The organism is Nocardia sputorum (assembly GCF_027924405.1).
GTDB classification, from domain to species: domain Bacteria; phylum Actinomycetota; class Actinomycetes; order Mycobacteriales; family Mycobacteriaceae; genus Nocardia; species Nocardia sputorum.
In genome coordinates this window covers 1,615,855-1,630,535 of sequence record NZ_AP026978.1, presented here as the reverse complement: position 1 = coordinate 1,630,535, position 14,681 = coordinate 1,615,855, and the positions used below count along the sequence as shown (strand labels likewise).

Here is a 14,681-nt window from a genome sequence, read left to right as displayed (position 1 = left end):
GAGGTCCGGCCGTCTGGCGGCGGTAGTAAGTGGAGAGCAGGCCGGGCGGGATGATTCCAGCGCGACCGGTGCCGTCCAGCCGGGGAGGGAAGAGAGGATCACAATGTCGGCAATGATCGTCGTCGTCGCATTCGTCTGCTGCGCGCTGGTCATCCGCGCGTTCGGGGTTCGCGAACAGGCACCGCGGCCGATACCGGTCGTGATCGAGGCGGATGATGCGCGGCGGTGACACGGAGTCGGTGACGATCGAGGGGTGCTCGGCCCGAGCAGCGCGACGCGCGATGATGAAGGCGTGAAACGCGGGCAGCTGCGTATCTACCTCGGCGCCGCGCCGGGAGTCGGCAAGACCTACGCCATGCTCGGCGAGGCGCACCGGCGGCTGGAGCGCGGTCGCGACGTGGTGGCCGCGGTGGTCGAAACGCACGGCAGGGAGAAGACCGCGCAACTGCTCGAGGGCATCGAACGCGTACCCCCGAAAATGATCGACTATCGCGGCGGCAGGTTCCCGGAACTCGACGTCGAGGCGGTGCTGCGGCGCGCGCCCGCGGTGGTGCTGGTCGACGAGCTGGCGCACACCAACACGCCCGGCAGCAAGCACGAGAAGCGCTGGCAGGACGTGGCGGAGCTGCTCGACGCGGGTATCGACGTGATCTCCACGGTCAACGTGCAGCATTTGGAGAGCCTCAACGACGTCGTCGAGCAGATCACCGGCATCCAGCAGCGCGAGACCGTGCCCGACGCGGTGGTGCGCGGGGCGGACCAGGTGGAATTGGTCGACATCACCCCGGAAGCGTTGCGGCGCAGGCTTTCCCACGGCAACGTGTACGCCGCCGAGAAGATCGACGCGGCGCTGCGGAACTATTTCCGCGCGGGAAACCTCACGGCCCTGCGCGAGCTGGCGCTGCTGTGGCTGGCCGACCAGGTCGACGCCGCGCTGGCCAGGTACCGGGCCGACCACGCGATCACCGAATTGTGGGAGGCGCGCGAACGCGTCGTGGTGGCGGTGACCGGCGGCCCCGAATCGGAGACGATCGTGCGGCGCGCGAGCCGGATCGCCACCAAATCCAGCGCCGATCTGGTGGTCGTGCACGTGGTGCGCGGCGACGGCCTGGCCGGGGTCTCCACCGAGCGGCTGGCGCGGTTGCGCGAGCTGGCGGCGAGCCTGAACGCTTCGCTGCACACCGTCACCGGGGCGGACGTGCCCACCGCGCTGCTCGACTTCGCCCGCGAGGCGAACGCCACCCAGCTCGTACTCGGCACCTCACGGCGCTCGCGCTGGGCGCGGGTCTTCGACGAGGGCATCGGCGCCACGGTGGTGCAGCGCTCCGGCAAGATCGACGTGCACATGGTGACGCACGAGGAGGCCCACCGCGGATTCCGGTACGCCGCTGTGCATCCACGCCGCCCCGTGGCGGCCTGGCTCGCCGCCGTTCTGGTACCGGCCCTGGTCTGCGCGATCAGCGCCGCCTACCTCGACGACGTGCTGGATCTCGGCGGGATCAGCGCCGTGTTCGTGGTCGGCGTAGTGGCGGTGGCGCTGCTCGGCGGCGTCGTGCCCGCGTCGTTCTCGGCGCTGCTGTCGGGCCTGTTGCTGAACTGGTTCTTCGCGCCGCCGCGCTACAGCCTCACCATCGCCGAGCCGAACAGCTTCATCACCGTGGTGGTGCTGCTCATCGTCGCCGTCGCGGTGGCGGCGCTGGTCGATCTGGCCGCGAAGCGAACCGCTCAGGCGCGCAAGGCGTCCCGGCAGGCCGAGCTGCTGACCATGTTCTCCGGCGCGATCCTGCACGGCGCGGATCTGCCCCGGCTGCTCGAACAGATCAGGGAGGTCTTCGCACAGCGCGCGGTCGGCTTGGTAGCGGGCGACCGAGTGCTCGCCGAGGTGGGCACAGACCCGCCGCGCCAGCCCTCCGACGCCGACACCGTGGTGGAAGCGGGCGACGCCCACCACTGGCTGCTGTTGTCCGGCCGCCCGCTGGCGGCGGCGGACCGCCCGGTGCTCAACGCGGTCACCAACCAGGCCGTCGCGCTGGTGCGGCAGGCGCGCCTGGCCGAGGAGGCCGGCGCCGCCGCGGCCCTGCTGGAGGCCGACCGGCTGCGGCGGGCGTTGCTCTCGGCGGTCAGCCACGACCTGCGCACCCCGCTGGCCGGGGCGAAAGCGGCGGTGTCCAGCCTGCGCAGCGACGACATCGAGTTCTCCCCGGAGGACACCGCCGAACTGCTGGAGACGATCGAGGAATCGGTGGATCAACTCACCGCGCTGGTCGGCAATCTGCTCGACTCCTCCCGGCTCGCGGTCGGCGTGGTCACCCCGCAGGTGCGGCGGGTCTACCTGGACGAGGCGGTGCACCGCGCACTGGTGAGCGTCGGGATGGGCGCGCGGGGGCTGCGGCGCGCGGCGGTGGACCGGGTCCGGGTGGAGGTGGGCGACGTCTCGGTGCGCGCCGACAGCGGCCTGCTGGAACGCGTGCTGGCGAACCTCGTCGACAACGCGTTGCGGCACGCGCCCCGCGCGGGCACGGTCCGGATCACCGCGGAACGCGCGGGCGACCGGGTGGCGATCGCCGTCGTCGACACCGGCCCCGGTGTCCCGCACGGCACCGAGGAACAGCTGTTCGAACCCTTCCAACGCCTGGGCGACCGCGACAACACCACCGGCGTCGGGCTCGGCCTGTCGGTGGTGCGTGGGTTCGTCGAAGCGATGGGCGGCACGGTGCATGCCGAGCCGACCCCGGGGGGAGGATTGACCATGCTGGTCGACTTGCCCGGCGGCGAGCCGCCGGAAGCCGACGGCGCGGGCGGGGCCGTGGCGCACGAGACGACGAACGCGGGTGAGTGAGGTGTCCGTGACGACACAGGAGGCTGCGGTGGTTCCGAAGACGTCCGAGGCGGTGGCGACGAAGGTGCTCGTGGTCGACGACGAACCGCAGATCGTGCGCGCGTTGCGGATCAATCTGTCCGTCCGCGGCTACGAGGTGATCACCGCCGCGACCGGCGGGGCGGCCCTGCGCGCGGCCGCCGACCGGCACCCGGACGTCGTGATTCTCGACCTCGGCCTGCCCGACATGGACGGCATCGAGGTGCTCGCCGGATTGCGCGGCTGGACCTCCGCGCCGGTGATCGTGCTGTCGGCGCGGACCGATTCCGCCGACAAGGTGGAAGCGCTGGACGCGGGCGCCGACGACTACGTCACCAAGCCCTTCGGCATGGACGAGCTGCTGGCCCGGCTGCGCGCCGCGGTCCGGCGCGGCGCCACCGATCCCGACGCCTCGGCGCCGGTCGTGACCACCGACTCGTTCACCGTCGACCTGGCCGCCAAGAAGGTCACCAAGCGCGGCGAGACCGTGCACCTGACCCCCACCGAGTGGGGCATGCTCGAGATGCTGGTGCGCAACCGAGGCAAGCTGGTCGGGCGGCGTGAGCTGCTGCGCGAGGTATGGGGCCCCTCCTACGCCACCGAGACCCACTACCTGCGGGTCTATCTGGCGCAATTGCGCCGCAAACTGGAGGACGATCCGTCGCGCCCCAAGCACCTGCTCACCGAGGCGGGCATGGGTTACCGGTTCCAGGAGTAGTAATCCCGGCCACGGGCCGCCGACCGCGCGGAATGGCGCGACCTGGCGCGGCGTTGCCAGGCGCGCGAGTTGATTGCGACGACAATGGCAGGATCGAACCCATGGCTGAACAGACCGCTACACCCGCCACCGCGGCGCCGAGCGCGCCGGAACCGACCACCCTGTGGGTCGAGCGCACCGGTACCAGGGCCTACACCGGGCGCAGCTCCCGTGGCGCCGAAGTCCTGATCGGTTCGCAGGGCGTTCCCGGTGTGTTCACCCCCGGCGAGCTGCTGAAGATCGCGCTGGCCGCCTGCTCCGGCCTGAGCGCGGACTTCCCGCTGTCGCGCAAACTCGGCGACAACTTCGACGCGACCATCCGCGTCTCCGGCGACGCCGACCGGGAGAACGAGGTGTACCCGCACCTGGAGGAAGTGTTCGAGCTCGACCTCAGCGAACTCGACGACGAGGCCCGCGAACGGTTGCTGGTCACCGTGCAGCGCGCGATCGACAAGGTCTGCACGGTCGGACGAACGCTGAAGGCGGGATCGAAGGTAACGCTGTCGTTCGACGTCGAGGCCTGATGGACGAGGCCGTTCGGTTGAGCGCCTGGGTGCACGGCCTGGTCCAGGGTGTGGGTTTCCGCTGGTGGACCCGGTCGCGGGCGCTGGAACTCGGCCTGGTCGGGCACGCCACCAATGCCAGGGACGGCCGCGTGCACGTGGTCGCCGAGGGGCCGCGAGCCGCGTGCGAGCGGTTGCTCGCCCACTTGCGATCCGGCGATACACCTGGTCAGGTGAGGTTGGTTGTGGAAAGCTGGGAGCCCGCGCGGGGTGATTTGACCGGTTTCGAGGAGCGGTAGTGGTGGTTCGGGCGACGAGGGGGGCGCAGCGGTGAGCACGCGGAATCCGGGTGAGCACGAGCGCCGGGACGAGCCCGAGCGGCCGTCCGGGCCGCAGCGCCCGAGCGAGGACGAGCAGCCCGCCAGTGCGGCCACGCCCGCGTCCGGCGACGAACAGGATCGGTCCACGCCAGTCTCCCGGGCCACCGAACGGCCAGGTCCCGGTGACGCCGAGAAGCCCGGCAACGACTGGTCCACGGGGGCTTCGGTGCCGTCGCCCGGAGAGGCGAGCGGCCCGGGCGGCGAACGTCCGGCAGCCTCCGTTCCGCCGCGGCCCGGCAGTATCCAGCGCCAGGAAGCAGGCGTCACCCGGCCCCGTCCTCCCACCGTGGCCGAGGCGCGAGCGAGGGAGAAGGCCCGCAAGCGCGCCGAGGAGGAACAGCGCGCGGCCGCCTGGGCCGAGGAAGCCAAAAAGCGCACCCGCAAGCGAGTCATGATCGGCGGTGTCGCCATCGTCGGCGTCGCCGCGCTGGTCGGCGGCGGCTATCTGGCCTATCGCGCGCTGGCCGCGCCCGACCGGGTGACGGCGCAGTGCGTGCGAACCGAGAACGGCCAGGAGATCGTGGTCGACGACTCGTACTGCGGCGACGGCCGTCCCGGCTTCATCAGCGACACCGGCGTCAACCCGGGCTTGATCATCCTCGGCGGTGGCCCGCAGTACCGCTACTACTACGGCGGTACGGGCACCATAGGCAAACCGCCGACGGGCGGCACCACGATCAAACCGAAAGGCGCCGAGATCAAGACCAAAAGCGGCACCACGATCCAGCGCGGCGGCCTGGGCAGCAAGAGCACCGGCGGAGGGTCGTAGATGCGACGCGTGCGGGATACGCCCCGGGCGGGCTGGCAGCAGACCATCGAAAGCCAGGGCCTGGTCTACGGGTCCCCGGGCCGGGACGCGAGCGGCCAGCCGCGCCCGTACTGGGACGAGTCGGTGCACTACGAGTTCGAGATGTCGGAGATCCTCGCGTTGGAGGCCGACGTCGAACTCCTGCATTCGATGTGCCTGAACGCGGTGGAGCACATCGTGCTCACCGAACGGTACGCCGATTTCGGCCTGCCCGAGTGGAGCTGGGGCCCGATCGCGGAATCCTGGCGGCGCTCCGACCCGTACGTGTACGGGCGCTTCGACCTGCGCTACGACGCGCGGCGTCCGGCGAAACTGCTGGAGTACAACGCGGACACGCCCACCTCGCTGCTGGAGGCGGCGATCGTGCAGTGGCACTGGCTGACCGACCGCTACCCGGGCGGCGACCAGTGGAACTCGTTGCACGAGAAGCTGGTCGAGCGGTGGGGTGAGCTGCGCGACGTGCTGCCCACCGCGCAACTGCACTTCAGCTGGTCGGGCGCGGACGCCACCGGCGAGGACAACGTCACCACCGCCTACATGCAGGAGACCGCGGCCGAGGCCGGGTTCGACACCGTGGCGCTGCCGATCGAGGAAATCGGATTCGATTCGGAGCTGGAACGTTTCGTGGATCTGGCGGAGGCCCCGATCGAGGCGATTTTCAAGCTCTACCCATGGGAGTGGGTGCTCGACGACGAGTTCGGCAAGCGCGTCGTGGACAGCCTGCCGGAGACCATGTGGATCGAACCGCTGTGGAAGACGCTGCTGAGCAACAAGGCGATCCTGGCGGTGCTGTGGGAAATGTACCCCGGCCACCCGAATCTGCTGCCCGCCTACCTCGACTCGCCGCACGAGCTCACCGAGTACATCCGCAAACCGAAGCTGGGACGCGAAGGCGCCAACATGACGATCGTCGGCGCCGGTCTGGAAACCGCGACCGGCGGTGTCTACGGCGAGGAAGGCTACGTGTACCAGCTGCTCGACCCGCTACCGGAATTCGACGACATGCGCCCGGTGCTCGGCGCGTGGATCGTCGGCGACGCCGCGGCGGGCCTCGGCATCCGCGAGACCGCGGGACTGATCACCGACGACGGCTCGGCCTTCGTCCCGCACCGCATCACCGATTGAGCATCGCCACCGTCGAACACGAATCCGTCTCGGCCGTACGCCAACCCGTCTCGGAAGGATCAAGATGACCGCAGTCGCCCTGGAATCGGGGTACTGGAGTTCGCTGGGCGAGGGTGTGGGAGCGATCATCCTCTACGCCCTCGTCGGCTTGGTACTCATGCTCGTCGGCTTCTACGCCATCGACCTGACCACGCCGGGCAAGTTGCGCAAGCTGGTGGTGACGGGCAAGCCGAACGCCATCATCGTCACCGCGGCGGGCATGATCAGCATGGCGTTCATCGTCGTGCTCGCCATCTTCGCCGTCGGCGGCGGTGGCAAGCTGTCCGAGGGTCTGATCGCCGCGCTGGTGTTCGGCCTGGTCGGCATTGTCGCCCAGGTCATCTCGGTGCGCGTCATCGAGCGTGCGCTCGGCATCGATATCGGCGCCGCGCTGCACGCCGACACCTACACCACCGAGGTGCTCGTGGTGGCGGCCGCGCATTTCGCGCTCGGGCTGGTCGTCGCCTTCGCGATTCTGTAACCGGAACCTCGACGGGCGGGAAGTGCGCTACGTCGCCGCGGTGCCGTCGGGTCAGTGCTCGTCCCCGTGGTCGAGACAATACGCGGCCGCAGCGAGGTACTGGCGGCACTCGGGGCCGTGACCGGCGTGCACGCTGCGGATAAACAATGCGCGATCCATGTCGAGATCTGTCGACGGCTCGGCGGAACAGTCCCGGTATCGGGCCCGCCACAGGTCTTGCGTATCCAGTGATGTCTGCATCGTGCACCTCCCGTGCTGCGGATCAGTGCGAGAAGGGCTTGCCAATATCCTTACGCTGGAGGCATACCCGCTCGTGCCTCGCGGCAACCGGTGCGCCTCATCTGGTCACCAGCCGCCAGTCGTCGGGCAGGCGCGCCGCGGTGATCTGCGCGCCCTCGGCCTCCAGGTCGACAGTGGTCGCGCCGAGCCGCAATGCGCGCAGCGAGACCTTCCCCCACCGCGCCGGCAGCTGCGGCCGGACGCTGAGCGTCCGGGTCGGCGCGTCGGGGTCGAGTCCGAGGAAGGCGCGCACCAGCAGCAGCGGCGCCGCGCTCGCCCACGCCTGCGGCGAACAGGAGGTCGGGTACGGCACCGGCGTGGCGAATCGCGACCGGGGAAAGCCGCAGAACAACTCCGGCAGGCGCCCGTCGAACACCGCCGCCGCGTCCAGCAGACCGGTGGCCAGCCGCGTCGCCAGCTCGACCGCGCCGGGCACGTGCCGGTAGCGCAGCAGGCCCGCCACCGCGATCGCCGTGTCGTGCGGCCACACCGAGCCGCAGTGATAGCTCATCGGGTTGTAGGCGCCCATGTTCGACGCCAAAGTGCGCAGTCCGAAGCCGGAGTCCATCTCCGGACCGGCCAGGCGCGCCACGACTTCCGCCGCGTGCTCGTCGGTGGCGATGCCCGACCAGAGGCAATGCGCGACGTTGCTGGTCAGCGCGTCGACCTGACGCTTACCGCCGTCCAGCGCCACGGCGTACCAGCCGCGGTCGGGCAGCCAGAACTGCTCGGCGAACTTGACGCGCAACTCCGCGGCGCGTTCGCGCAGCAGGCCGGCCAGCCGCGGGTCGTCGAACGCCTCGGCCAGCTCGGCCCTGGCCAGCATCGCGGCGTGCACGTAACCCTGTACCTCGCACAGCGCGATGGGCGCCTCGGCGATATGGCCGGTGGCGTCGTTGATTCCGTCGAAGCTGTCCTTCCAGCCCTGGTTGATCAGGCCGCGGTCGGTGGCGCGGCGGTACTCGACGAAGCCGTCCCCGTCCCGGTCGCCGTAGTCGGTGATCCAGCGCAGCGCGGCGTCGGCGGCGGGCAGCATCTGCCGGATCGCCTCCGGGTCGGCGCCCCAGCGATGGCATTCGGCGAGCAGCATCACGAACAGCGGTGTGGCGTCGGCGGTCCCGTAGTAGATGTTGCCGCCGAAGACCTGCCCGCCAGCCGGGCCGCGGCGCATCTCGTGCATGATGCGTCCTGGTTCCTCTTCGGTGAGCGGGTTGACGTCCTGGCCTTGCAGTTCCGCCAGCTGCTGCAACGTGCCCAGCGCCAGATCGACCTCCAGCGGCAGCGCCATCCACGCGGTGAGCAGGCTGTCGCGCCCGAACAGGGTCATGAACCACGGCGCGCCCGCGGCGACGAACGGCCGGGCATCGCCGGATTCGTCGTGCATCTGCAACGCGCCCAAATCGCTTTCGGTGCGGCGCAGCACCCGGGTGAGCGCCGGGTCGGACGCGGCGATGTCGGTGGCGGTGTCACGCCACGCCTCGATCTTGCGGCCCGGCGCGCTGACCCCGTAGTGCTCGCCCGGCGAGATCGCTTGGAAGCGCTGATTGCCCACCGTCGGCTGCGCGATGATCTCGGTCTGCCAGCATTCGCCGACCGGCACGATCACCCGCCACAGCAGCGAACCCGGGAGAACTTCCGGTTCCACGGTCGCCGAGATCGAGATCCCCCGGCTGCGGTCGGCGTGATCGTGCAGCACGAGTTCGCCGTCGGCGACCGTCACGTCGGCCCGCGCGTGCCCCGCGCGGCCCTCCTTCACCGCGAAGAGATCGACGAAGTCGGCATCCACATGCAGTTCCAGCAGCACCGCGGTGGGTTCGCGGCCCATGTTCTCCAACGTGATCAGCTCGTGCATGCCGTCGGCCACGATCCGTTCGCGCACCACCAGCAGCGTGCTGTCGGCCAGGCCCGCTTGCGGGGGCCTGCGCAACACGAACCTGGCGGCGAACGCCTCCGGACTGAGCACCGAAAGCGACTCGGCGGGCTTGCCGTTCACCAGCAACTCCCAGCGGGACAGCACGCGCGCGTCCCGGAAGAACAATCCGTGCGGCTTGCCCGGTTCGACGTCACCGAGCCGATTGGACAGGCAGAACGTGCCGCCTTCGACCAGGGTCACCGAACCGCACCCCCCGAACCCGGTCGGCTCACCGGAGTTCAGGGGGGCGGGGCTCAACGGTGCGGAATCGGTCACGCCTATCCGCTCGCCGCGATCCGGATCGGCGCGGCGCCGGGCGCCGGGGCGTCGTCGAGCGGCGCGGCAGCAGGCGCCGCGAGGTCCACCGGCGCGGCGCCGAACCGCTTCTTGGAACGCAACACCCGGCGATACACCTGCTCGTAACCGAAGCCGAGCGTGTCGGAGCCGAAATTCGCCTGCACGTGGGCTCGGCACGCGTACGGATCGATGCTCCTGACCTCCTCGATGGCCGCGGGCAACTCGGCGGGATCCTCGCAGATGCGGCCGGTCACGCCGTCGACGATCACCTCGGACACCGCCCCGCCGCGCAGCGCGACCACCGGCGTGCCACAGACCATGGATTCGATCATCACCATGCCGAACGGTTCCTCCCAGCGGATTGGGAACAACAGGCAACGCGCATTCGCAAGCAGCTTACGCTTGGCCGCCGCGTCGGCGAGACCGAACACGTGATCGTTTTCCGTCAACAGCGGCCGCACCTTGGCCTCGAAATAGGCCTGCTCCGGACGCTCGCTGCACTTGCCCGCCAGCACGAGCGGGATCCCGGCGGCGTGCGCGGCCTCCAGCGCGAGGTGCGGCGCCTTGCACTCGTTGAACCGGCCGAGGAACAGCGCGTAGTCGTCCTTCTCCACCCGGAACGGCCAGTCGTCGACGTGCAGCGCGTTGTGCACGCGCCCGGACCAATTCAGACCCGGCGCCAGTTCGCGCTGGCGGTCGCTGATCGCCACCAGCGCCACTTCGTCGCCCAGATCCTGGTAGTAGCGGTAGATGTCGTCCTCGACCGGCCCGTGCACGGTGAGCACCGTCGGCAAGCCCATGTTCTGGAAGACGGTCGCGTTGAGCGGGCCCGCGAAGGTGTGGTCGTGCACCAGATCGATACCCGAGGTGGCCACCAGCTCCTCGATGGCGCGGCGCACCCGCAGCGCGTGCACGACCTCGGGGAACGGCTCTCCGAGCCGCTCGGGCAGCGCCCGCTCCCACACCGGCACGAACTTCGCCTTCGTCCCCGGCTCCCCCGCGCCCAGCAGCGTGACGTCGTGGCCACGGGCCACCAACGCGTCGACCAGATCGGCCACCACGGCCTCGACGCCGCCGTACGCCTTGGGCGGCACGTCGAAGTACGGCGGCACGACCATCGCGATGCGAAACGGGCCGCTGGAACGGTCTGTCGACAAGTAGTCGCACGACGGCATCTCCAGATCGGACGACGCCTGCGCGGAAATCGGCACGGAAAGCGCGCTCATGACCCTCCTTCCAGGGACAACCAAATAGCACTCACTCGCATTCACCCAGCACTCGGAGTACCGGGCGCCGAACTGAACTAAGTGGCCGCCGCGGCGGGGGTGAAGACCTAGCTGCACCGCCGTCCATGGGGCTTGGTTGGCCTGGTCACGCCGTCGGCATGAGCAGGGGGGCCGAGAGGGAGGTACCTCAGACGGGGATCTTCAAACCAAACAGTTCGGGAAAAATCGCGCCGCCCAGCGTTCGTTCGGCAACCGATGGGTAAGCCGGAGGCCCCGCCTTGTCGACCGCAGCGCATCACCCGTCGAGGACGACCTACGGATCGTGGCCGGCCGGGGTGGCGTCGCCACCGGCCACGACGAACCGCAGCAGGGCTTCGGCTCCGGCCCGACCGTGACGTGCCGATCGCGCCACCGCTCCATACGTCTGGCTCGAGGCCGTGCGTCAGCGGCACCAGCAGCTCGCCGGTTTCGGCGAGTCCGCGCGGGTGCCTGCCCGGGAAGCGCCGGGCGAAAGGGGTTCGCCCCGTCGAATCATGGTGGAGCGCACCACCGAGCGATCGCGCAGCGGCGCGGCGAAGTCGTCGTGTGGACCAGGAGCGTCCGATTCAACTCGCGCAGAGGGACTTTCGTCATGCGGTCATCGTCGCCCAGCCCACCGGCACCTCGGCGCTCCCAGCGCGCGGAGTTCACCGATCCGGCAGGCAGCGGCCGGGGTCGGGCAGGTCGGCGCACGGTGCGTTGCCGTGCGCGCGCAGCACCTCTTTGCCGGTCTGATCGGTGAGGAAGTGCAGGAAACTCGCGGCCAGCGAGTCCCCGGGCAACTCGCCGTTGCTGTAGGCGTACTCGACTCCCCAGAAGGGATAGGTGCGCCGCACAGCGGCGTCGCGGCCGGGGGCCACACCGTCGATCACGAGAGTCGGCAAACCCGCGTCGACGGCCTCGGAGAACTCCGCATAGCCGATGGCGCCGGGGATCTCGGCCACCGCCTTGCGCATGTCGGCGGTCACCTGCACCTCGCAGTGCGCGGGCTCGGTGATGACCGTGCCCTTCAGCGCCGTGCAGCTCAGGTGCGAGCGATCCGGCTGGGAGCCGTCGAGCAACCTGCGCTCGAGCGTGTTCCGCGAACCCGAGCCCGGGGTGCGGTTGACCAGCACCACCGGCAGGTCCGGACCGCCCACCGCCCGCCAGTTGCCGATCTTGCCCCGGTACAGATCCTGGACCTGGGCGACGGTGAGACCGCGGACCCCGACGCCGGGATGCACGACCAGGGCGAACAGCGACAACGCGAGCGGACGGTGCACCAACGCCGGATAACCACTGCCCTTCGCGCCGTCGGTGATGGCGAGCAACCCTGCGTTGCCCGCGCCCTCTTCGGCGAGCCGGTCCAATCCGCGCTCGGTGCCTTCGAAGCCGAAGGCGAAATCCGCCTCGGTGCAACGCTTCCGGTACTGCCGGGCGGCTTCCTCGAGCACCGGCCCGAACGCCGACGACCCGACCACGGTCAGTTTTCCCGAGGCGCAGTTCAGTGGCGTCGGCGACGGCTCCAGCGCGGCCACCACCAGCTGGACGACGATCACCAGCACCAAGAACACGGTGAGCGCGACCATCATCAGGGGAATCCCGGTGCGGCTGCGAGTCTCGGTGATCCGCCCGCCTTTGATGCCGCCCCGCAGCACCGGTTGCGGATATTCGCCGACGCCTTCGGAACGCTGCAGGATCGCCAGGATCTTGTAATGATCGCCGGGCCCGAGCGGCACCTTCGGCAGATCGATCACGCCGATGTGCCCGCCGGTGTCCTCGCGCACCGCGATGCCGGAGTCGGCGTCGAGGTTGTCGGCCAGCGCGGGATCGCTGAGTTCGTTCACCGCCATCCCGATCACCCTGCGCTGCGGAAAGCGCAGGTGCAAGCCGATCCGCGCGGCGTCCGGCGCCTTGTAGTCATGGGTATCGATCGTCGTGACGCCACTGTTCTCGATGCGCACCAGCACGACCGAGATGTCCTTCAGGTCCGGACTGGCTCCGTCGGACGACGGGCGCAGCTGCGGCAGCACTCCGGGGAACACCGACTCGATCTCACCGGTGACCGGGGTGTCCATCTGTACCCGATAGCCGAGTCGCCTACGGCCTGCGAAGACGAACTCCCACAGGAACGCCCCGACGGGCACGGCGATACCGATGAGCGCGAGTACGATTTCGAGCGGAAAGTCGCCCACCAGTTGATCCCACCCCCAGCAATCCGTGTGGCCCTCATTCTCGGCGGCAATCCAGTTCCGACACAGGCAATGTCGGAGTATTCGACAATAGTTGACCCCGCGGTCACCCTTGCGCGCGAGTCCAGGCGAGGAGATCCGCCAGCGGCCAGGTGTTGATCACCCGTTCCGCCGCGACACCGTTCGCGACCGCGCGCTCACAGCCGTAACCCTGCCAGTCGAGCTGGCCGGGTGCGTGCGCGTCGGTGTCGATCGAGAAGTGACAGCCCATCTCGGCCGCGAGTCGCAGCAAGCGCGAAGGAGGGTCGAGTCGTTCGGGCCTGCTGTTGATCTCCACGGCGGTGCCGTAGGTGCGGCATGCCTCGAACACCACCTCGGCGTCGAACGTCGACTCCGGCCGGGTGCCGCGACCACCCGCGACCAGCCGCCCGGTGCAGTGGCCGAGCACGTCGACGTTGGGGTCGGCGACCGCGTACGCCATCCGTTTGGTCATGGTGGCGCTGTCGTCGCGCAGGTGCGAATGCACGCTCGCCACGACGATGTCCAGCCGGGCCAGCAGATCCGCCTGCTGGTCGAGGGCGCCGTCGTCGAGAATGTCCACTTCGATGCCGGTGAGGATGCGGAACGGCGCCATCCGCTCGTTGAGCTCGGCCACTACGTCCAGCTGCTTGCGCAGCCGGTCGGCGGACAATCCGTTGGCCACGGTCAGGCGCGGCGAATGATCGGTCAGGGCGCAGTATTCGTGCCCGAGCGCGGCCGCCACCCGCATCATCTCCTCGATCGGGCTGCCGCCGTCGGACCAATTCGAGTGCGTGTGCAGATCGCCGCGCAGTCGCTCCCGCAACGGCTTGCCCGGGGCTCCGATCGGCTGCGCGGCCGCGCGCAACTCGGCCAGGTAGCGCGGCACCTCACCCGCGTACGCCTGTTCGATGACGGCGGCGGTCTTGGGTCCGATGCCCGCGAGCTCGGTCCAGCTGCGGGCCGCCCGGCGCGCCTCGCGCTCGTCGGCGGGCAATCCCGCCACGACGTCGGCGGCGCGCCGGTACGCCTTCACCCGATGGGTTTCCGCCCGGGAGCGCTCGAGCCAGAAGCCGATCTCCCGCAACGCCGCCTCCGGACCGGGCGCCGCGGCCTGGTCCGGCATGCCACTCGGTTGCTGGTCCGGCACGCGCTACGGCACCCGGCTGTATTTGACGAACGCCACCCCGTCCTCGAACACCGTGCTGGTGATCACCCGGAACTTGGCCGGTTCCGGCAGCCGCGACCCGGCGCCGAACAGCGCTCGGCCGCGGCCGAGCACGATCGGGTAGAGCTTGAGGAAGATCTGGTCGATCTCCGGCAGCAGCACCTGCGCCAGTTCGCCACCACCGCACAGCCAGATGCCCAATCCGCTCTCCCGCTTGAGCGCACGGACCCGCTCGACCGGGTTCTCCGAGATCAGCTCGACGGCCGGATCCGGGCTCTCGGGCAGCGTGGTCGAGACCACGAACTGCCGCAGGTGCGCGTACGGAGTCGAGGTGCCGGTGCGGACGCCGAAGTCGTGCGTCTTGCGCCCCATCAGCACCGTGTCGAAGTAGCGATTGCGTTCCTCCAACCCGATCGCCTCGCGCACCTTGGTCGGCAGCGTCTCGGGGTACTGCGCGTTGATAGACGGACCGTGATCGCCGCCGACGGGGAAGAAATCGACCGAGCCGTCCTCGGTGGCGATGAATCCGTCAATGGTCGACGCGACGTAATAGGTGAGCTTGCGCATGCTTCCCTTCCTCACGGTCGGCTGACATTCCGAACCGCCCTGAGGAAACGGTAG

At 69.8% G+C, this 14,681-nt stretch carries 12 protein-coding genes; 7 read left to right on the top strand and 5 right to left on the bottom strand.

Annotated features, from left to right (window positions below; all coding sequences use genetic code 11):
* Nucleotides 1-292: 292 nt before the first annotated feature.
* The 7 genes from QMG86_RS07355 to QMG86_RS07325 all read left to right on the top strand — a co-directional run bounded on the left by QMG86_RS07355 (nt 293) and on the right by QMG86_RS07325 (nt 6,950).
* The gene (locus tag QMG86_RS07355; protein ID WP_281878482.1) at nt 293-2,839 is read left to right on the top strand and encodes a sensor histidine kinase; all 2,547 of its coding nucleotides are present in this window, start codon (nt 293-295) and stop codon (nt 2,837-2,839) included.
* 28 nt (nt 2,840-2,867) lie between these two features.
* The gene (locus tag QMG86_RS07350) at nt 2,868-3,575 is read left to right on the top strand and encodes a response regulator (RefSeq protein ID WP_281878481.1); all 708 of its coding nucleotides are present in this window, start codon (nt 2,868-2,870) and stop codon (nt 3,573-3,575) included.
* Between the two features lie 101 nt (nt 3,576-3,676).
* Nucleotides 3,677-4,138: an OsmC family protein gene (locus tag QMG86_RS07345; RefSeq protein WP_281878480.1), complete on the top strand. Its 462-nt coding sequence runs from the start codon at nt 3,677-3,679 to the stop codon at nt 4,136-4,138.
* Complete coding sequence (locus tag QMG86_RS07340; protein WP_159838716.1) at nt 4,138-4,416, top strand: acylphosphatase; 279 nt, start codon at nt 4,138-4,140, stop codon at nt 4,414-4,416. The genes QMG86_RS07345 and QMG86_RS07340 overlap by 1 nt, the downstream gene beginning before the upstream one ends.
* A 31-nt stretch (nt 4,417-4,447) precedes the next feature.
* Nucleotides 4,448-5,266 (top strand): hypothetical protein, encoded by an 819-nt coding sequence (locus QMG86_RS07335; RefSeq protein WP_281878479.1) that lies wholly within the window; start codon nt 4,448-4,450, stop codon nt 5,264-5,266.
* Entirely contained in the window at nt 5,267-6,430 is a 1,164-nt protein-coding gene (locus QMG86_RS07330; protein WP_281878478.1) for a glutathionylspermidine synthase family protein, read from the top strand. It abuts the gene before it with no gap.
* A gap of 64 nt (nt 6,431-6,494) precedes the next feature.
* Nucleotides 6,495-6,950, top strand: a complete 456-nt coding sequence (locus QMG86_RS07325) for a DUF350 domain-containing protein (RefSeq protein ID WP_281878477.1) — start codon at nt 6,495-6,497, stop codon at nt 6,948-6,950.
* Nucleotides 6,951-7,287: 337 nt separating this feature from the next.
* Here QMG86_RS07325 and QMG86_RS07320 read toward each other — a convergent pair whose 3' ends face one another.
* From QMG86_RS07320 to QMG86_RS07300, 5 genes are all read right to left on the bottom strand, one after another.
* Nucleotides 7,288-9,417, bottom strand: a complete 2,130-nt coding sequence (locus QMG86_RS07320) for an amylo-alpha-1,6-glucosidase (protein ID WP_434085552.1) — start codon at nt 9,415-9,417, stop codon at nt 7,288-7,290.
* 2 nt (nt 9,418-9,419) lie between these two features.
* A complete protein-coding gene (locus QMG86_RS07315; protein WP_281880816.1) occupies nt 9,420-10,613 on the bottom strand; it encodes a glycosyltransferase family 4 protein in 1,194 nt (397 codons plus the stop codon).
* 737 nt (nt 10,614-11,350) lie between these two features.
* Complete coding sequence (locus QMG86_RS07310; protein WP_281878476.1) at nt 11,351-12,877, bottom strand: PstS family phosphate ABC transporter substrate-binding protein; 1,527 nt, start codon at nt 12,875-12,877, stop codon at nt 11,351-11,353.
* Between the two features lie 103 nt (nt 12,878-12,980).
* Entirely contained in the window at nt 12,981-14,018 is a 1,038-nt protein-coding gene (locus tag QMG86_RS07305) for a PHP domain-containing protein (protein ID WP_281878474.1), read from the bottom strand.
* Nucleotides 14,019-14,045: 27 nt separating this feature from the next.
* On the bottom strand, nt 14,046-14,627 hold the full coding sequence (locus QMG86_RS07300) for a dihydrofolate reductase family protein (protein WP_281878473.1): 582 nt from the start codon (nt 14,625-14,627) through the stop codon (nt 14,046-14,048).
* Between the last annotated feature and the right edge of the window lie 54 nt (nt 14,628-14,681).

Excerpts from the sequence above, each read along its gene's own strand:
- QMG86_RS07330 (WP_281878478.1), top strand. The coding sequence starts at position 5,267 with ATGCGACGCGTGCGGGATACGCCCCGGGCGGGCTGGCAGCAGACCATC.
- QMG86_RS07315 (WP_281880816.1), bottom strand. The coding sequence starts at position 10,613 with ATGCCGTCGTGCGACTACTTGTCGACAGACCGTTCCAGCGGCCCGTTT.
- QMG86_RS07300 (WP_281878473.1), bottom strand. The coding sequence starts at position 14,627 with ATGCGCAAGCTCACCTATTACGTCGCGTCGACCATTGACGGATTCATC.
- QMG86_RS07305 (WP_281878474.1), bottom strand. The coding sequence starts at position 14,018 with ATGCCGGACCAGGCCGCGGCGCCCGGTCCGGAGGCGGCGTTGCGGGAG.
- QMG86_RS07345 (WP_281878480.1), top strand. The coding sequence starts at position 3,677 with ATGGCTGAACAGACCGCTACACCCGCCACCGCGGCGCCGAGCGCGCCG.
- QMG86_RS07340 (WP_159838716.1), top strand. The coding sequence starts at position 4,138 with ATGGACGAGGCCGTTCGGTTGAGCGCCTGGGTGCACGGCCTGGTCCAG.
- QMG86_RS07325 (WP_281878477.1), top strand. The coding sequence starts at position 6,495 with ATGACCGCAGTCGCCCTGGAATCGGGGTACTGGAGTTCGCTGGGCGAG.